At 44.3% G+C, this 17,597-nt stretch carries 16 protein-coding genes; 12 read left to right on the top strand and 4 right to left on the bottom strand.

Features of this window, described 5'->3' with window-relative positions; translation table 11 throughout:
- Window positions 1–414 precede the first annotated feature (414 nt).
- The 4 genes from ACFGVR_RS22750 to ACFGVR_RS22735 all read left to right on the top strand — a co-directional run bounded on the left by ACFGVR_RS22750 (window position 415) and on the right by ACFGVR_RS22735 (window position 4,678).
- The gene (locus ACFGVR_RS22750) at window positions 415–2,982 is read left to right on the top strand and encodes a M1 family metallopeptidase (RefSeq protein ID WP_448699983.1); all 2,568 of its coding nucleotides are present in this window, start codon (window positions 415–417) and stop codon (window positions 2,980–2,982) included.
- 114 nt (window positions 2,983–3,096) lie between these two features.
- Window positions 3,097–3,756, top strand: coding sequence for an ABC transporter ATP-binding protein (locus tag ACFGVR_RS22745; RefSeq protein ID WP_448699982.1), 660 nt, complete (start codon window positions 3,097–3,099; stop codon window positions 3,754–3,756).
- Window positions 3,753–4,073 (top strand): hypothetical protein, encoded by a 321-nt coding sequence (locus ACFGVR_RS22740; RefSeq protein WP_448699981.1) that lies wholly within the window; start codon window positions 3,753–3,755, stop codon window positions 4,071–4,073. The genes ACFGVR_RS22745 and ACFGVR_RS22740 overlap by 4 nt, the downstream gene beginning before the upstream one ends.
- Entirely contained in the window at window positions 4,073–4,678 is a 606-nt protein-coding gene (locus tag ACFGVR_RS22735) for an HAD family hydrolase (RefSeq protein WP_448699980.1), read from the top strand. Before ACFGVR_RS22740 ends, ACFGVR_RS22735 begins: the two co-directional genes overlap by 1 nt.
- Before the next feature lie 69 nt (window positions 4,679–4,747).
- Here ACFGVR_RS22735 and smc read toward each other — a convergent pair whose 3' ends face one another.
- Window positions 4,748–8,287 (bottom strand): chromosome segregation protein SMC, encoded by a 3,540-nt coding sequence (gene smc / locus ACFGVR_RS22730; protein ID WP_448699979.1) that lies wholly within the window; start codon window positions 8,285–8,287, stop codon window positions 4,748–4,750.
- Between the two features lie 156 nt (window positions 8,288–8,443).
- On the opposite strand from smc, the gene ACFGVR_RS22725 reads away from it, so the two are divergent.
- Both ACFGVR_RS22725 and ACFGVR_RS22720 read left to right on the top strand, forming a co-directional pair.
- Window positions 8,444–8,644 carry a DUF2683 family protein gene (locus ACFGVR_RS22725; RefSeq protein ID WP_448699977.1) on the top strand — a complete coding sequence of 67 codons (201 nt, stop codon included), beginning with the start codon at window positions 8,444–8,446 and terminating at the stop codon, window positions 8,642–8,644.
- Window positions 8,635–8,898, top strand: coding sequence for a Txe/YoeB family addiction module toxin (locus ACFGVR_RS22720; protein ID WP_448699976.1), 264 nt, complete (start codon window positions 8,635–8,637; stop codon window positions 8,896–8,898). The genes ACFGVR_RS22725 and ACFGVR_RS22720 overlap by 10 nt, the downstream gene beginning before the upstream one ends.
- Window positions 8,899–8,908: 10 nt before the next feature.
- Here the strand turns inward: ACFGVR_RS22720 and ACFGVR_RS22715 are convergent, their stop codons facing one another.
- Both ACFGVR_RS22715 and ACFGVR_RS22710 read right to left on the bottom strand, forming a co-directional pair.
- Window positions 8,909–9,700 carry a PhzF family phenazine biosynthesis protein gene (locus ACFGVR_RS22715; RefSeq protein WP_448699975.1) on the bottom strand — a complete coding sequence of 264 codons (792 nt, stop codon included), beginning with the start codon at window positions 9,698–9,700 and terminating at the stop codon, window positions 8,909–8,911.
- 79 nt (window positions 9,701–9,779) lie between these two features.
- The gene (locus ACFGVR_RS22710) at window positions 9,780–10,640 is read right to left on the bottom strand and encodes a sigma-70 family RNA polymerase sigma factor (protein ID WP_448699974.1); all 861 of its coding nucleotides are present in this window, start codon (window positions 10,638–10,640) and stop codon (window positions 9,780–9,782) included.
- Window positions 10,641–11,009: 369 nt separating this feature from the next.
- On the opposite strand from ACFGVR_RS22710, the gene ACFGVR_RS22705 reads away from it, so the two are divergent.
- The 6 genes from ACFGVR_RS22705 (at window position 11,010) to ACFGVR_RS22680 (ending at window position 16,873) form a co-directional block, all read left to right on the top strand.
- Window positions 11,010–11,627: a hypothetical protein gene (locus tag ACFGVR_RS22705; protein ID WP_448699973.1), complete on the top strand. Its 618-nt coding sequence runs from the start codon at window positions 11,010–11,012 to the stop codon at window positions 11,625–11,627.
- A 3-nt stretch (window positions 11,628–11,630) separates the two neighbouring features.
- Complete coding sequence (locus tag ACFGVR_RS22700) at window positions 11,631–11,837, top strand: helix-turn-helix domain-containing protein (RefSeq protein ID WP_448699972.1); 207 nt, start codon at window positions 11,631–11,633, stop codon at window positions 11,835–11,837.
- Between the two features lie 108 nt (window positions 11,838–11,945).
- Window positions 11,946–12,941 (top strand): L-glyceraldehyde 3-phosphate reductase, encoded by a 996-nt coding sequence (gene mgrA, locus ACFGVR_RS22695; protein ID WP_448699971.1) that lies wholly within the window; start codon window positions 11,946–11,948, stop codon window positions 12,939–12,941.
- Window positions 12,942–12,992: 51 nt separating this feature from the next.
- A complete protein-coding gene (locus ACFGVR_RS22690; RefSeq protein ID WP_448699970.1) occupies window positions 12,993–14,009 on the top strand; it encodes a Gfo/Idh/MocA family protein in 1,017 nt (338 codons plus the stop codon).
- An 86-nt stretch (window positions 14,010–14,095) separates the two neighbouring features.
- Window positions 14,096–14,662, top strand: a complete 567-nt coding sequence (locus ACFGVR_RS22685) for a DUF2911 domain-containing protein (RefSeq protein ID WP_448699969.1) — start codon at window positions 14,096–14,098, stop codon at window positions 14,660–14,662.
- 279 nt (window positions 14,663–14,941) lie between these two features.
- On the top strand, window positions 14,942–16,873 hold the full coding sequence (locus ACFGVR_RS22680; protein ID WP_448699968.1) for an SPFH domain-containing protein: 1,932 nt from the start codon (window positions 14,942–14,944) through the stop codon (window positions 16,871–16,873).
- A gap of 58 nt (window positions 16,874–16,931) precedes the next feature.
- On the opposite strand, the gene ACFGVR_RS22675 is transcribed toward ACFGVR_RS22680, so the two are convergent.
- The gene (locus ACFGVR_RS22675) at window positions 16,932–17,417 is read right to left on the bottom strand and encodes a hypothetical protein (RefSeq protein ID WP_448699967.1); all 486 of its coding nucleotides are present in this window, start codon (window positions 17,415–17,417) and stop codon (window positions 16,932–16,934) included.
- Window positions 17,418–17,597 lie beyond the last annotated feature (180 nt).

Here is a 17,597-nt window from a genome sequence, read left to right as displayed (position 1 = left end):
ATAAAACCCTAAATGTGTTTTTAGCAGATTATTTTTGAAAAGGAAGAGTAAATAAATGATAAGATCAGAACAAAAGGCAAATACATTTCCAATAAGGAGGTAGCTAATGATTTTTAATATACCGATAGGTATAAAATTACTGTGTCAATATTACTTTAAATGATAGTAAGTAAAGTTTTTAAAATGGAAATTTATTAAAAGTAGATTCTTGTCTTCTTTGTTTGCTAAAAGTTGCTGCTACTGCAACTGCCACTTTTTATTCGGGCGTTGCCTGCGGCCCAGGCTTTCCGCTATAGTCCTCACTCGCCGGTAGAAGCTCGCTCCGGGCTGCCGCTGCAATCCTTAACGCAAACCATGGGTCTTAACCAAAACTATCGCCAAATAATCTTAATTTACGCCGTTAAAATACTACTTATGCATTTTTCCAAATCTGCCAGGTTTATACTGCCGCTGCTACTGCTACTGCCACTCATCAACCATGCCCAAACCCTTGTTGAAACCGGCGTGTCGCGCGCTTTAGCCGATTATCGCAAAGAGCATGTAAGCCGCATTAACTATAAGCTCGAACTCACTATCCCGACCCTGAAAACCGAAGATATTGCAGCAACTGAAACCTTAACCTTTGATTTTAAACCCACCGGCCAACCGCTGCAGGTTGATTTTAAAGAAGACCCGGCCCGCATCAAAAGCATCACAATTAACGGAAAAGAAACTCCGCTTAATTTCTCCAAAGAACATATCATCCTCGATTCAAAAAATCTTTCGCCAGGCAAAAATACGGTGTCTTTTATCTTTCTCGCCGGTAACGGTGCCCTAAACCGCAACGATGATTACCTGTACGCTTTATTCGTTCCCGATCGTGCCCGGACAGTTTTTCCTTGCTTTGATCAGCCAAACCTAAAAGCGGTTTTCTCCTTAGCATTAAAAATACCCGAAGGCTGGACGGCTCTCGCTAATGGCACAACCACAACCAAAACCGCCAATAACAGCTATGTTTTTGAAAAGTCAGATACCCTAAGCACCTACCTCTTTTCGTTCACCGCAGGTAAATATTTCTCTGCGAAACAGAACATTGGCAAACTGCACCCCGAGTTTTTGTACCGCGAAACAGATCAGGCTAAAATTAACCTCAGCACCGATGCCATTTTTAAGGCCCATGCCGATGCAGCTAGCTTTTTAGAAAATTGGACAGGCATTTCCTTCCCGTTTCAAAAAATGGGTTTTGTGGCCATTCCCGATTTCCAGTTTGGCGGTATGGAACATCCCGGCGAGGTACAGTACAAAGCGTCGAGCCTGTTTCTGGATGCCTCGGCAACGCAGGAGCAGATCATCGCCCGGCTAAACCTCATTGCCCACGAAACCAGCCACATGTGGTTTGGCGACCTGGTAACCATGGATTGGTTTAACGATGTGTGGATGAAAGAGGTGTTTGCCAATTTTATGGCCGATAAAACTACAGGATCGCTGATGGGTAAGGAAACCTTCGATCTCAAATTCCTCACCGATCATTTCCCGGCCGCCTATGGTGTCGATCGCACACCTGGTGCCAATCCTATCCGTCAAAACTTATCCAACCTAAAAGATGCGGGTTCGCTTTACGGCAATATTATTTATCACAAAGCACCCATCATGATGCGCCAACTGGAATTGTTGATGGGTGCCGATGCATTTCAAAAAGGTGTGCGCGAGTATTTAAAAACTTACGCTTACAGCAACGCCACCTGGCCCGACCTGATCAAAATACTCGGCAAATACACCACGCAGGACCTGAACATCTGGAACAATACCTGGGTTAACCAGCCCGGCAGGCCGGTATTTAACTACAGCATGTCGGTTAAAAATGGCAGGATAAGGCATTTTGTATTGATACAGCATGCCGAGCGCGGCCAGCCGCGTACCTGGCCGCAAAGCTTTGAAGTAACTGCATACTGGGGCCTTACCAATAAAACCATTACTGTGAACATGACCGGCGGCGTGGCCACTTTACAGGATTTTATTGGCCAAAAAATACCATCGTTCGTCATATTCAATTCGGGTGGCGAAGGTTACGGCCTCTTCCCAACCGACCCTGACCTGTATAACTCATTGCCTGATATCCAAACTCCGCTGCAGCGCACCTCGGCTTATATTGCCATGTATGAGAATATGCTGGCCGGCCGCTATGTTAAACCGGAGGCTTTGCTCAACCTGTTTGTTAAAACCCTGGCTATCGAAAAAGAAGAAATGAGCCTCCGCTTGATCAACGGTTACATCAGCAGCATTTACTGGCAATTTATCACCCCCAGGGTTCGCGAAAAGCTGAGCACCCAGCTCGAGAGCAGCCTGTGGCAGGCCATGCAAAATCAAACATCGGCAAACAATAAAAAAATATTGTTCGGCACCTATCAAAGCATTCATTTAAGCACACAAGCGCACGATAATTTGTACAGCGTTTGGAAACAGCAGCAACCACCGGCGGGCGTAAAATTATCCGAAGATGATTATACCAACCTGGCTTTTGCTCTGGCGCTCCGCAATGATGCCGATACTTCCATCTTATCACAACAATATGCCCGCATTACCAATCCCGACAGGCAAAAACGTTTCGAATTTATCCGCCCGGCTTTATCACCTGATGTAAAAGTCCGCGATGAGTTTTTCGCCAGTCTGTCCAATCTTAAAAACCGTGCCAGGGAAGCCAATGTGCTTACGGCTTTATCTTACCTGCATCATCCATTAAGGCAAAATACCTCGGTTAAATACCTGGCTAAAAGCTTAAATATGCTCGAAAGCATACAAGTTACCGGCGATATCTTTTTCCCGCAATCATGGCTGGCTGGCACGTTCGGCAGTTACCAAAGTCCGGAGGCCGCCAAAATAGTTGCCGACTTTTTAGCCGCGCACCCCAACTATAACGAAAAGCTAAAAGCCAAAATACTGCAGGCCACAGATAATCTTAACCGCAGTATTAAGCTGTTGCCGAAGAATCCACAGCTTGAATAACTAAAAAGACCTGTCATCTCTCACAATCGTTCGAAATGACAATGATTGTATTATCGGTGCAATCAAAACAAAATCTGTGAAATCCAAACCCAAAAAAATAGTAGTTTTGCCTCTATGCTTGAAGTCCGGTCCATCAAAAAATCTTACGGTAAATTAGATATCCTGAAAGGAGTTGATCTGAATGTTAAGCGGGGCGAAATTGTCGCGATAGTAGGTGCCTCGGGTGCGGGTAAAAGCTCGCTGCTTAATATTATCGGCACACTGGATAAATCCGACTCAGGCAAGGTACTGATCAGCGATATCGACGTAAGTAAACTGAGCGGCAGCCAGCTAAGCTCGTTTCGTAATAAATATATCGGGTTTATATTCCAGTTTCACCATTTACTGGCCGAGTTTAGCGCGCTCGAAAACGTATGTATCCCGGCCTATATTGCCGGAAAATCAAAAAAAGAAGCCGAAAAGCGGGCTGCCGAGTTACTCAAATTATTGGGGCTGGCCGACAGGCTCGACCATAAACCTGCACAGCTATCGGGTGGTGAGCAGCAGCGTGTGGCTGTAGCCCGGGCGCTCATCAATAACCCGGCTATGATACTGGCCGACGAACCCTCGGGTAACCTCGATTCGCACAACGCGCGCGAATTGCATCAGTTGTTTATTGACCTGCGCCGCGAGCTTAACCAAACCTTTATCATTGTTACCCATAACGAAGAATTGGCCAACCTGTCCGACCGTAAGGTGCTGATGAAGGACGGCTTAATTGTAGAGCATCTATGAGCGTATTGATCACTGCGGCTACATCTGCGCAGGCTTATAAATTAAAGGCGGCGCTTAATACAACCGAAAAAGTGCTGTTGGGCGACTACTTTGATCTTCCTGAGCTGATGATCAAAAACGGAACGATGATCAAAACTCCGGCGCCGGAAAACCCGTCGTTCGCGCATTTGATGCTGACGCTTGCGCTGGATAACCAGATCACCAAAATATACCCTTTACGCAGCGCCGAACTGGCGTTGCTGCTGGAAGCCGAAACTCTGTTTGCCGAGTTTGATATTGAACTTTGTACACCCGAAAACGAATTTATTGCCGAATAATGTTCTCTTATACCGATATCGATCCCCGCAAAAAAGCCTTTGTGTTTGAACTGGATAACGTACTGTATCCCGAAAAGGATTACCTGCTGCAGGTGTATTACCTGTTTGGTGCCTTTTTAGAATATAAAGAACTGCTTGACGGTAAAGTGCTTACCCGCCTGATGACCGAAACTTATGAAAAGGAGGGAAGCTCCAGGATATTTGATGTGGTAAAAGAACGTTTTAAGATCAGCGAAGAGTACCGTTACAATTTCGATCTGCTGCATGTAACCGCGCGCCTACCCTTAAAATTGCTGCTGTATAAAGATATGCTGAGCCTTTTGCAGGATATTGTGGTAGAACGTAAACAACTATTCATCCTCACAAATGGTAACCCCGAACAGCAGCTCAACAAGATCAGGCAAACCGAATGGAACGGCCTGGAAAAATACCTCACCTGCTATTTTGCCGACGAGATCAAACCCAAACCCGAGCCGGATGCGTTGCACCACATCCTGAAAACTCATAACCTGGAGCGCCGCGATGTGGTGATGATCGGCAACTCAGAGGCCGACCAGCTTTGCGCCGAAGCAGCAGGAGTGGATTATACCCCCTCCGCCCCCTAAAGGGGGAACTTTGACTTGCAAGAGACTCTTAAAGTTGTTCTTATATTCCCCCTTTAGGGGGTTAGGGGGCTAATCTGCCAATTCCCTCAAATCCACCGGTACTACCCTTGATATGCCTTGCTCAACCATGGTAACACCGTAAACAATATCGGTGCTGGCAATGGTGCGCTTGTTATGCGATACGATGATGAACTGCGAATCCTTGGAGAACTTGCGGATAATGTTGTTGAACTTATCAATGTTGGTATCGTCAAGCGGTGCGTCAACCTCATCAAAAATACAGAAGGGTGCCGGCTTTAACAGGTAAAGCGAGAACAGGATGGCCGTGGCCGTTAATGTTTTTTCGCCACCCGAAAGCTGGTTGATAGATAGTGGCCTTTTGCCTTTAGGTTTGGCGATGATATCGATATCCGATTCCAGCGGATTGTCAGGGTCGCTCAGTATCAGATCGCAGCTATCTTCCTCGTTAAACAACGAGCGGAATACCTTGATAAAGTTTTCGCGCACCTGTGTAAAAGCATCCATGAATTTTCCGCGGGCGGTATCGTCAATCTCCTGAATGGTGGCCAGTAATGATGCCTTAGCCTCACTCAGATCCTTTTTCTGTCCCTGAATGAAAGTATAGCGTTCGTTCATTTCCTGGTAAGCCTCTACTGCCATGGGGTTGATGGCGCCAAAATCGTCTAATTGTCTTTTTTGCTTTTCTGTTTTTTCGCGCAGCTCATCTTCACTTTCGTCGGTAGGTACGCCGGTATCCAGCAGGTCCTGTATATCGATGTTAAACTCTACCGAAAGGCGTTCCTTTAGCGCGTTCAGTTCGAGCTTTAAATTGGTTTTACGGTCGCGTAATTCGTTTTCTATCAGTTCCGACTGGTCCTTCTTCTTGCGCAGTTCGCTGATCTCATTTTCAGCTTCGGTAATTGTCCCGCGACTTTTATAATAATCCTGCTCGGCTTGTTGTGTAGCTTTTTCCAGTTCTTCGCGTTGGCTGTACATGGCTAACAGGTCTTCGTCGCTATGGTCGGTATGCTGCAAAATCTCCAGTATGGCAGCTTTAACTTTTACCAGCTCGGTACTGTTTTGAGTAATGCGCTGGTCCAGGTTTTCCAGTTGCGTATCGCGATAGTCCAGATCCTTAACCAACCCCGATACCTTATTTTGCTGCTGATGGAAACGGATGTTTTCCTGGTTGTACCGGTTTGATTGTACCGATACATGTTCCGTCAGTTCGTTAAATGCGGCCTGCTTTTCGGTCAGTAACTCGCTTTGGGTTAGCTTTTGTTCTTTCAGGCTGGCAAGCTCAGGCTGAATCTTTAAAGTATCTTCCTTAATACCCTCAATTTTGCGCGCTATATCTTCTTTACGATTGCGGCTGTTCTCAATAAAGGTTTGATATTGCTCCCGGCGCGTTTTTACTGTTACCAGTTCGGTATTCAGCCTGTTTACATCCTGTTGTTTTTGGTAAAGCTCGCCCGCCTTGCCCGATGCTTTTAAAACTGTTAACCGCTCCTGCAATGTTTCTGTTTCGGTTTTGTGTTTGGCAACACGCGTTTCTAGTGTTTTGATCTCTTTGTTCAGGTTCTCCAGGTTTTTGGCACGGCCAATACGCTTACCTTCAAAAAGTCCCACCGAACCACCGGCCATAGTATACCGCGATTTGCTGAACTTACCGCTTTTACCTAAGACAACCGTGCCTTCGGGTAATTGCTGGGTATTAATATCATTCTCTGCCTGGTCGTTAACTAAATAAACGCCGTTTAACAAATGGTTGCATAAGGGACGGTACTTTGCTTCAACTTCAATAACCTCCAAAGCGGCTATACCGTCGGGTATTCCGGCTACCTTTTGTTCTGCTTTTGCAGGATAATTGCTCAATACAAAAAACTGCGCCCTGCCGCGCGACGAATTGCTCAACAGGTTAATAGCGCGAATGGCCTCATCATAATTTTCAACCACGTAGTGGTTCATCAAAGGCTCTAAATAATTTTCAATAGCCACGCGATACTCTTCGCGGCAAAACAGCACATCGCAAAACAGCGGGGCATTTTTGGCCCAGTCGGTATTCTTCTTTAAAAATCGTATCGATTCGGGGAAACCTTCCAGGTTATCAACCAAACTTTTGGTCAGGTTGTATTCGTTTTGCTTGGCATCCAATTTACGTCCGTCCTGCGTCAGCGTATCCTTAACCTTGGCCAGTTCAGCCTCGGTTTCGGTTATCTGGTTCTTTAACTTATTCTCAAACTCAACAACCGCGTCGTATTCTTTTTGCAGCGTTTCGGCCTGGCCCTCCAGTTCGGTTATCACCTCGTTAAAATGGGTCAGCTCGGCTTCCTTATTACCGGCATCTTCCAAATTACGTTGGCTTTCCTGCTCCAGCGCCTGCTGCTGTATCTGCAAAATATCCAGGTCCTTTTCGGCTTTGTAGATCTGGTTTTGCAGCCGGTTATTGATGGCTGTAATTTCGTCGGCCTCAGCTTTGGCGCCGACCTGCTCGGCGCGCAGTTCATCAACCGCATCCTTCAGTTCGGCTACCGTTTGCCTGATCTTTTCCAGGCCCTCTTCTTCCTGCAGCTTTTCTTCGCTCAGTCTTTTAATATTATACTTTACGTGATTCAGCTGATTGGTATCGCGTTCCAGTTCTTCACTTAAACGCGATTCTTTATCCTGCTGAAACTTAAGCTGCTCATTCTTAATCTTCTTATCGCTCTCATATGCCCGTATTTTGGCGACATATTCATTAGTGGCTTTTTGCTGTACGGATAGGTTTTTTTCTTTCGTCAGGCTATCCAGTTTTTGTTGCTGAACAGCGGCTTCCATACTATCAATTATCGCTACGATACCGCTCTTGCCTTCCTTTGCTTTTTGCTCATCATCCTCAATCCGCGCAAGCGACTCGCTGAACGACGCTATCCTGAAAGATGCCAGTTTAATGCTCAGCTCTTTATACTGATCACGCAGTTTATAATAACGCTCCGTTTTGCGGGCCTGGTTTTCTAAACTCTTTAAGTTCTTTTCAATCTCGAACAGCAAATCGTCAACACGGGCCAGGTCGGCTTCGGTATCTTTAAGCTTATTAAAAGTTTGCTTTTTGCGGAGCTTGTATTTAGAGATACCCGATGCTTCTTCGAACAAATTGCGCCGCGAGCCTTCCTTATTAGTGATGATCTCTTCGATCATCCGCAGCTCGATGATGGAGTAGGAGTCGGCGCCGATACCTGTATCTAAAAACAGGTCGGTAATATCCTTTAACCGGCATTGCACATCGTTAAGGCGGTATTCGCTTTCGCCGGTACGATAAAGCTTGCGCGTAATGGTCACCTGCGAAAATTCGGTAGGCAGTACGTTTTTGGTGTTATCAAACGTGAGCGACACCTCGGCCAGGTTGCCCGGCTTGCGGCTTTTGCTGCCGTTAAATATCACGTTCTCCATCTTTTCACTGCGCAGCATGCGGGTGCTTTGCTCGCCCAGTACCCAGCGGATAGAGTCGACAACGTTTGATTTACCACAGCCGTTAGGGCCAACAATGGCAGTTATGCCCTCGTTGAAATTGATGGTGATCTTATCGCCAAAACTTTTAAAACCCTTGACTTCTAAACTGGTAAGCTGCATTTATTTACGTTGTATCGTTGGTGACAACACCAACGATGGCATCAAAAATATGAACCTTAAATAAATGATAAAAAAATGGATTTTTGAAATGCAGTTTCAATTTTATTGCCGGAAATGAAACTTTTATTGTGTAATTTTACTTTTGAAAGTAATAACATGGAAACATTAAGGGTACATCCAAATACTGAAGAAGAATTAACGGCAATAAAAAGCCTTTTGAAAGTTATGAAAATTAACTTTGAGAAGGAAGAAGAAAGCCCATATGACCCCAAATTTGTAGACAAAGTAAAGCGTGGTGAAAAAGCCATGCAAGAGGGTAAGGGTGTTAAAGTCGATATGGATAATTTATGGAAATAAAGTTATTCGCTGATGCAGTAGATGACTTTGATTTCTGGAAAACATCAGGGAATAAAATTATTCAAAAAAAGATACAACAATTGTTTCAAGATATGCTAAAGCATCCTTTTGAAGGAATTGGAAAACCTGAACCTCTCAAACATAATCTCAAAGGCAAATGGTCGCGACGTATCAACGGTGAACATCGAATAGTATACGACGTAAAAGATGATGTGATTAATGTTTACTCGCTAAAGGGTCACTATATAAAATAATCTTTCTTCCTCAAACGTAAATTTCCCCTTTTAAATAGGTAACCGCTTTACCTGCCATCAGCACACGGTCACCCTTGTTTTCGCACCAAAGTTCACCTTTGCGGGATGAGATCTGGTAAGCATGCAATTTATCTTTACCCAGCTTTCCGGCCCAGTAAGGTATCAGGTTGCAGTGTGATGAGCCGGTTACCGGGTCCTCATTAATACCTGCGGCAGGTGCAAAAAAGCGTGATACAAAATCGGCCTCGTTGCCAACAGCGGTTACCATTATGCCTACGGTATCGCCAACTTTACCTAACAGGTTAAAATCAGGCTTCATATCAGCAATGTCCTGCTCGGTTTCGTAAACCAGCATATAGTCACGCGATTTTAAAACTTCAACCGGTGTTTTGCCACCCAGGGCGGCTATCAAATCGGCGGGGGCCACGGCTGGCTGTGCCGGTCGTGATGGAAAATCTAAACTGTACTTTTCGCCATTACGGGTTACTACCAGCGTACCGGCTTTTTGCGTATAAAAATTGATGGAATTGCCGGTATAACCTAATTGGGTAAATAAAATATGTGCACTGGCTAAAGTAGCGTGTCCGCAAAGGTCGATCTCGTATTCGGGAGTAAACCAGCGCAAGCCGTAGCCATCATCCTGTTTTACAAAATAGGCGGTTTCGGCCAGGTTATTTTCGGTGGCTATTTTCTGCATGGTTTCGGCAGGAAGCCACTCGGTTAAGGGGCAAATAGCGGCAGGATTGCCGCCAAACAATTGATCGGTGAAGGCATCAGCCTGGTAAATAGGTATAGTAGTCATAAAGTATAGATGTTAAAATGCTAAGGTAGAGAGTATACATCAACAAAAAAGCCCCGGTTTGTCGGGGCTTTGTCTTTTTTTATCCTAAGTACGATTTGAGTATCTTACTGCGTGAGGTATGCCTTAAACGCTGCAAGGCCTTGTCTTTGATCTGCCTTACACGTTCGCGTGTGAGATTAAATTTTTCGCCGATCTCTTCAAGCGATAACTGGTGATTGGTTCCCAGGCCAAAAAACAGCACGATGATCTCTTTTTCGCGTTCGGTTAAGGTTGAAAGCGAGCGTTTGATCTCTTCGGATAACGACTCGTTGATCAGGTTCGAATCTGTACTGAGCTCATGGTTTTCCAGCACATCTAATAAGGTATTCTCTTCGCCCTGTACAAACGGCGCATCCATACTTACATGTCGGCCCGAGTTACTTAACGTGTCGGATATCTTGTCAACGGTGGTTTCTAATATATCGGCCAGCTCTTCGGGAGATGGCTCACGTTCGTATTCCTGCTCTAATTTGCTGAATGCCTTGCTGATCTTGCTCAACGAGCCTACCTGGTTTAGCGGTAAGCGCACAATACGGCTTTGCTCGGCAATAGCCTGCAATATCGACTGGCGGATCCACCAAACAGCGTACGAGATAAATTTAAAGCCCTTGGTTTCGTCAAAGCGTTTTGCCGCTTTAATTAAGCCCAGGTTACCTTCGTTTATCAGGTCGCCCAGCGTTAAACCCTGGTTTTGGTACTGTTTGGCAACCGATACCACGAAACGTAAGTTGGTTTTGGTTAAACGCTCCAAAGCGGCCTGATCGCCCTCTCTGATCTTTTGCGCCAATATTACTTCTTCTTCTGCTGTAATCAGGTCAACCTTACCTATTTCGTGGAGATACTTGTCTAAAGACTGCGACTCACGGTTGGTTATGGATTGTGTTATCTTGAGTTGTCTCATGTATGTATATATACCTCGATATTCTTATTATTCAGAATAGAACGAGCAAACATATAAAAATGTTGCTAAAAATTAACATTTGAAACTATAGCGGCACATTTTTTTAAATAAAATTATCCACATTGATTTTTGTAGTGATTTTTAATAAACATTTATTGTCAATCAATAAATATTTATTACGTTTGTGTTGTAATAATTTAGTTTTAACCACAATGGGCAGATGAAAAATGCATTGAATTCGGTTTATAATTGCGGCTGTGGGCTGTTACTATATACCAACCCTTTTGATATTACGACCCTTAATGGTGTTTATAGATTATGTTATTACTTGCCAGGAAACAGAATTTACAGTTTTAAAATATAGATAAGATGAAAACAGCAATAAGCAAAAGCCTCAAAAAGCGGTTTATTATCAGCACAGTACCATACCTTATAATTATGATAGGCCTGGTTGTTTTTGATGCAGGTTATGGTTTAAGTAATGGTTTAATATTAAAGGCCACTGCAATAGGCAAGCATTTGGGTAATCAATATACCGATGTAAAAACAGTAAACTCGGGGCATTTTATTTCGGGTATTGAAGGCGAGTTGTTCTGGAAGCCCCAAACCTTTGGCGAATCGTTACTATTAAGTACCGTTAACAATAAGGACATTGATTTTCTGGATATTATTGCCTTGATACTTGTTGCCGTTATGATATTGTATATGTTTAACAGTTCGAGCTACTCGGCGCTGTTTACCAAAAAGCTAACGAAACGCTTTAGTTTTTTCGTGGTGACGATTGCTGTTTTGGGGATGCTTGCCGATGTTGCACGTGTGGAAATAGCCAGGCACTATCTTCCGTATATTACCCAGGGGCAGTTTACCGGTTATGATAACTTTAAAGTATTTTCGTTTACCTACCTCATATACCCATTGTTGATGTTTTTAACGCTGATACCAAAAAAAGGCTTAGAATTGCAGGAACAACAGGATTTAACCATCTAACCTATGCCTATTATAGTTAATTTAGATGTAATGATGGCGCGGCGCAAAATGAGTTTGAACGAACTTAGCGCCCGGGTAGGTATTACACTGTCAAATTTATCCATCCTGAAAACAGGGAAGGCCAAAGCTATCCGCATTGAAACGCTCGAAGCAATATGTAAAGCGCTGGATTGCCAGCCGGGAGATATTTTGGAATACCAGCCTGAATAGTAAGGTAAGATGTGAGAGGTAAAATGGAAGATGTGATTTTGTCTTAATTCTTGACTCTTGCATCTTGATTCTTCTGTTAAAATACTACTTTTACCACAAATACTTACCATGACCTATATACCATCTACCGACAGATATTCGAATATGATATACCGCCGTTGCGGTAAAAGCGGTATCAGGCTTTCGGCCGTTTCGCTGGGCCTTTGGCATAACTTTGGCGATGTGGACACCATGTCTACCTATCGCAAAACGTTGCACACCGCTTTTGATGCCGGCATTACCCATTTCGACTTAGCTAACAATTACGGCCCGCCGCCGGGTTCGGCCGAAATTAACTTTGGCAGGATACTGAAGGAAGATTTTGCTGCTTACCGTGATGAACTCATCATCTCAACCAAAGCCGGTTATTATATGTGGCCCGGCCCTTACGGGGAATGGGGATCGAAGAAAAACCTGGTGGCCAGTTTAGATCAAAGCTTAAAGCGGATGGACCTGGAATACGTGGATATCTTTTATCATCACCGGCCAGATCCGGATACCCCGCTTGAAGAAACCATGGCCGCGCTTGATCTGATCGTTCGGCAGGGTAAAGCCTTGTATGTGGGTATATCCAACTATCGCCCAAAAGAAGCTGCAGAAGCCATCAGGATATTGAAAGAATTAGGTACGCCTTGTTTAATTCACCAGCCTAAATACTCCATGTTTGAGCGTTGGATAGAAAAAGAAGGTTTGCTTGACCTGTTAGGCAAAGAGGGAGTGGGCTGCATTCCGTTCTCGCCATTGGCGCAGGGCTTGTTAACCAATAAATATTTAAAGGGTATCCCGGCCGATTCGCGCGTGGCAAAAGGCGTTGGCTTTTTAACCGAAAACAACATTACCGAAGAACGCTTAACGCAGATCTCAAAACTGAATGATATTGCGGTTAATCGCAACCAAAGCCTGGCGCAAATGGCTTTAGCCTGGATATTGAAAGATGATAGGGTAACCAGTGTACTCATCGGCGCAAGCCGGCCAGAGCAGTTAACCGACTCGCTAAAATGTTTGGAGAATATCAATTTTAGCAGTGAAGAATTGCAACAGATTGAAACCATATTAGCCCCCTAACCCCCTAAAGGGGAACTGACATGCAAAGTACCATTTATCCAAAAAATCAAAATGAACGAAGATAATAAACTCTCCCTTCAGGGGGCAGGGGGGCTCACCTGGGGTATCATTGGCTGTGGCGATGTGACGGAAAAGAAAAGCGGCCCGGCTTTCAATAAAGTACCCAATAGTAAACTGGTAGCTGTAATGCGCCGCGATGCCGAAAAGGCTGCTGACTACGCCCAGCGCCACGGCGTACCCAAATGGTACAGCGACGCCAATGAATTAATGAGCGACCCGGAGATTAACGCGGTATACATTGCGACACCGCCTGTTTACCATAAAGATTATGCTGTTGAGGCTTTAAAACGCGGTTTGAATGTTTACGTTGAAAAGCCGGTAACCTTGAACAAGCAGGAAGCAGAAGATATCGCGGCAGCGTTAAAACAATCGACGGCTAAATTAACCGTAGCGCATTACCGCAGGGCGGTGCCTATGTTTTTGTTCGTGAAAGATCTGCTGGATAAAAAGGCTATTGGCGATGTGCGTACCGTGCAGATCAGGATGTGGCAAAAACGTAAACCAAACCTGGTTGCCAAAACAACAGAGAACTGGCGGGTAAACCCGGAGCTTTCGGGCGGCGGTTACTTTCACGACCTGGCGCCGCACCAGCTCGACCTGATGCTTTACTTTTTTGGTGTGCCCGAAAAGCTGCATGGCTTTTCGTTAAATCAATCCAAAAATACAGCGGCCGATGACCATGTTGCCGGGATAGCTTTATTCCCGAACAACGTGGTGCTGAACGGTTCGTGGAGCTTTAATGTTGATGAGAACGAAGAGATTGACGAATGTATGATCGTCGGCAGCGAGGGTAGTATCAGCTTTCCGTTCTTCGGTAAAACAGTGGTGTGGCACAATGAAGATGAGGATGAAGTACAGGTAGTAAATTTTGATCACCCGCAGCATATCCAGCAACCAATGATAGAACGCATGGTGCAGTATTTTAACGGCGAGGCCGAAAACCTGTGTTCTATTGAAGATGCCATTGTGGTGATGCAGATGATTGATGCTTTTACGGGAAAGTCATAATTTCGGTTTGTCGACGACGAACAGTACCACTACTTAATTTAATAAGCTTATTTTTGTTTTACAATTAAACTTAAAAAATACAAACCATGAAAAAATTATTGATGCTTGCCCTTTTTACTATGGGCATGTTAAGCATGTTCAATGCCTCGGCACAGGATATGGCTGCACCAGCGAAGGCGCCGGCTGCTAAAAAGGTAAGGCCCAGTTTGCCCGACACGGTAAAACGTACCACAAACAACGGCGTTGATATTACAATTGCTTACAGCCAGCCAAGCTTAAAAGGACGTACTGTTGGTAAAGAGATAGCGCCGTTTAATGGTAAAGTTTGGCGCACCGGGGCTAACGAAGCTACCACCATTGAGTTTAGTAAGGCTGTAAAAATTGAAGGCAAAGAGTTACCAGCAGGTAAATACGGCCTGTACACAATCCCTGGTGAAAAGGAATGTGTAATTATATTTAACAGTGTATGGAAAATATGGGGCCTTAACTATACCCTTGATGAAGCTACCGGTAGCAAAACTGATGTTTTACGTATCACGGTTAAAACTTCAAAAGCCCCCGAAACTACCGAAAAACTAAAATTCGGTATTGAAAAATCGGGTAAAGTAGGGTTTATGTGGGGCGACTATATGGTGGCCTTTAATGTAAAATAATTTATACTGAACCCATTTTTGGGCAGAAAATCACCCGTTTTTCATCCGCGAAAGCGTGACAGAAAATGCGGGTAAAAAATAACGAAAGCCTATAATTACGAAATTTGTAATTATAGGCTTTTTTTTGTGTTAAGGGTATAGAAAATAAAGTTTAAACATGTTTTTTAAAATATTTTATACCAAAGTGTGATGCAGACGGTTTGTGTTGTTTTGATTGATTTTGCTTGCTGAAATTCGATTCCGTAGCGAATTTGGTACCAACTTAAATCAAAAAAATATATGAACTATTTAGAAACTTATTGGTGGGTAGTTATACCCGTATTATGTTTAGTGTTGTACAAAACCATTTTGCGTATCATCTTCGGGATGGTTGTCATCCCCGAAGACAGTATAGGTTTGGTCACAAAAAAATTCGTGCTTTATGGCGAAAACCGCTCGCTGCCCGATGGCCGTTTTATTGCCACCCATGGCGAGGCCGGTTACCAGGCCCGTACCCTGGCGCCGGGTATGTACTGGTACCTGTTCCCATGGCAATACAACATCTTGCTGGAGCCGTTTACCGTTATCCCGGTAGGTAAAATAGGTTTGGTAATGGCCAAGGATGGTGCCGAGATACCTACCGGTAATATTTTGGGCCGTAAAGTTGAGTGCGATAACTTTCAGGATGCTGAGAAGTTTTTAGCTAACGGTGGTCAAAAAGGTAGGCAAACAACCATTATCACAGCTGGTACCTATCGTATCAATAGCTATGCGTTTGCTATTACCATAGCCGATATGACCATCATCCGCGAAAACATGGTGGGTGTAATTACCGTGCTCGACGGTCAGCCGATCACTATCGGCCAGATTGCCGGTAAGCATGTGGAGGGTCACAACAACTTCCAGGATATTGATGCCTTTTTAAATAACGGCGGTAACCGTGGTTTGCAACCGCAGATCATTCTGGCCGGTTCGTACAACGTGAACAAATGGGCCGTGCAGATAGAAGAGATCCCGATGACCGAAGTACCTATTGGTTATGTAGGTGTGGTAATATCATACATTGGCGAAGATGGTAAAGATTTGACCGGTGAGCACTTTAAACATGGTAATATTGTAGGCAAAGGCTTCCGCGGTGTGTGGATGGAGCCGCTTGGCCCGGGCAGGTACCCTATCAATACTTTCACTATGAAAGTAGAGCTGGTGCCAACTACCAACCTGGTATTAAACTGGGCCAATGCCCGGAGCGAATCGCACAATTTGGATAAGAATTTGTGTACGATTACTGTACGGTCAAAAGATGGTTTCCCATTTAACCTGGATGTGGCGCAGATCATTCACATCCCGGCCAACGAGGCACCAAAAGTGATCGCAAGGTTTGGCAGTATGTTGAACCTGGTATCGCAGGTGTTGGAGCCAACCATCGGTAACTATTTCCGTAACTCGGCTCAGGATAGCGATGTGATCTCTTTCCTCATCACCCGTAAGGAAAGGCAGGAATCGGCTAAACAACACATCTCGGTAGTATTGGAAGAGTATAACGTAAATGCTGTAGATACGCTGATCGGTGATATCGTTCCGCCGGAAGCGTTGATGAAAACCTTAACCGACCGTAAAATAGCACAGGAAGAGGAAAAAACTTACGAAACACAACGGATGGCGCAAGTGCAACGCCAGGGCGTGGAAAAAGAAACCGCCATTGCCGAGATACAGAAGGAAATTGTAAAGGCACAACAAAGCGTGGAAATTGCACAACGTACTGCAGATGCAGCCGTTAAAAAATCGGAAGGTGAAGCTACCAGCTTAAAATTGCAGGTATCGGCCGAAGCCGCCGCGACCAAAATGCGAGCCGAAGCTGAAGGTGAGGCTACCAGGGTACGTGCCGCTGCACAAGCCGAATCGACCAAGCTCAACGCTTCTGCCGATGCCGAACGGATATCGAAAACCGGTTTAGCCGAAGCCGAAAAGATCATGGCCGTAGGTAAATCAACCGCCGAAGCTTACGAGTTACAGGTTAAGGCCATGGGTGGCGATAACTTTACCAAATTTAAAATTACCGAAGAGATAGGTAAAGGCCAGATCAAGGTAATGCCTGATGTACTGATAGGCGGCGCCAATGGTACCGATGGACCGATAAGCGGTTTGCTGGGTATTAAGTTGATGGAGATGATGGATACCTCATCGGCAGAAGATAAGGCAAATAAAAAGGCTTTACCTAAGGCAGATAAATAACATTAAAACATCATTTAGAATGGCAAAACGATATTCGTTTTGCCATTTGTTTTTACAGTTACTGACGGGTATAGGTTGTGGCAGTTGTGTATCGTGTAGCGTTATGGTTGGCCGATTGGTCTCCGGCAGCAAGGGTATAGTTTTCGGTTAAAGTCATGGTATTGCTGTCTACAACTGCATATTGATAGGTCGTTGTAATCCCTTTTTGATTAATGATCAATGTTTTACTATCAGGAAAATTCCAGCTGTAATTTGATGTGCCATCAGAATATTCTGCAAATCCGTTTATATTGGAGTGGTATTCAAATATTTGAATAATGCCGCTGTCTTTGAAAACATAATAATAAACGCCGATATAGCTGTTTGTGGTAGAGCGGTAAACTTCCGTATTGCCGTTGTAATAAATGGTGAGAGCAGAGCCTGGTACCCATTTGCCAACAATAGCTGAAGTACCTGATGATGATGGTGTGCCGCTATCTTTTTTGCTGCAACCAAACATCAAAACAGTAACAAATAAAAATAATAAGAGTAGAGTTTTTCTCATAAAGTATAAAAATAGTTTGCCTTAATTAGCCATTGCAATATAATTCAAATAAGTATCCCGTAAAATAAAATTTTCTTAATTGGAAATATTCTACTTTACGAAAGAGTATAATAGGAGTAGTGACATTTACTGTTTGATATTGGAAACATTAAGATTCCCCGGTAATATTACCGGAGTATC

This window comes from Mucilaginibacter aureus, from assembly GCF_053514885.1.
The sequence above is the reverse complement of the archived record's forward strand: the minus strand, read 5'-3'. Positions and strand labels throughout refer to the sequence as shown.

Excerpts from the sequence above, each read along its gene's own strand:
- ACFGVR_RS22720 (WP_448699976.1), top strand. The coding sequence starts at position 8,635 with ATGGAAATAAAGTTATTCGCTGATGCAGTAGATGACTTTGATTTCTGG.
- mgrA (WP_448699971.1), top strand. The coding sequence starts at position 11,946 with ATGACCTATATACCATCTACCGACAGATATTCGAATATGATATACCGC.
- ACFGVR_RS22725 (WP_448699977.1), top strand. The coding sequence starts at position 8,444 with ATGGAAACATTAAGGGTACATCCAAATACTGAAGAAGAATTAACGGCA.
- ACFGVR_RS22705 (WP_448699973.1), top strand. The coding sequence starts at position 11,010 with ATGAAAACAGCAATAAGCAAAAGCCTCAAAAAGCGGTTTATTATCAGC.
- smc (WP_448699979.1), bottom strand. The coding sequence starts at position 8,287 with ATGCAGCTTACCAGTTTAGAAGTCAAGGGTTTTAAAAGTTTTGGCGAT.
- ACFGVR_RS22680 (WP_448699968.1), top strand. The coding sequence starts at position 14,942 with ATGAACTATTTAGAAACTTATTGGTGGGTAGTTATACCCGTATTATGT.
- ACFGVR_RS22710 (WP_448699974.1), bottom strand. The coding sequence starts at position 10,640 with ATGAGACAACTCAAGATAACACAATCCATAACCAACCGTGAGTCGCAG.
- ACFGVR_RS22690 (WP_448699970.1), top strand. The coding sequence starts at position 12,993 with ATGAACGAAGATAATAAACTCTCCCTTCAGGGGGCAGGGGGGCTCACC.
- ACFGVR_RS22715 (WP_448699975.1), bottom strand. The coding sequence starts at position 9,700 with ATGACTACTATACCTATTTACCAGGCTGATGCCTTCACCGATCAATTG.
- ACFGVR_RS22685 (WP_448699969.1), top strand. The coding sequence starts at position 14,096 with ATGAAAAAATTATTGATGCTTGCCCTTTTTACTATGGGCATGTTAAGC.
- ACFGVR_RS22750 (WP_448699983.1), top strand. The coding sequence starts at position 415 with ATGCATTTTTCCAAATCTGCCAGGTTTATACTGCCGCTGCTACTGCTA.
- ACFGVR_RS22675 (WP_448699967.1), bottom strand. The coding sequence starts at position 17,417 with ATGAGAAAAACTCTACTCTTATTATTTTTATTTGTTACTGTTTTGATG.
- ACFGVR_RS22700 (WP_448699972.1), top strand. The coding sequence starts at position 11,631 with ATGCCTATTATAGTTAATTTAGATGTAATGATGGCGCGGCGCAAAATG.
- ACFGVR_RS22735 (WP_448699980.1), top strand. The coding sequence starts at position 4,073 with ATGTTCTCTTATACCGATATCGATCCCCGCAAAAAAGCCTTTGTGTTT.
- ACFGVR_RS22745 (WP_448699982.1), top strand. The coding sequence starts at position 3,097 with ATGCTTGAAGTCCGGTCCATCAAAAAATCTTACGGTAAATTAGATATC.
- ACFGVR_RS22740 (WP_448699981.1), top strand. The coding sequence starts at position 3,753 with ATGAGCGTATTGATCACTGCGGCTACATCTGCGCAGGCTTATAAATTA.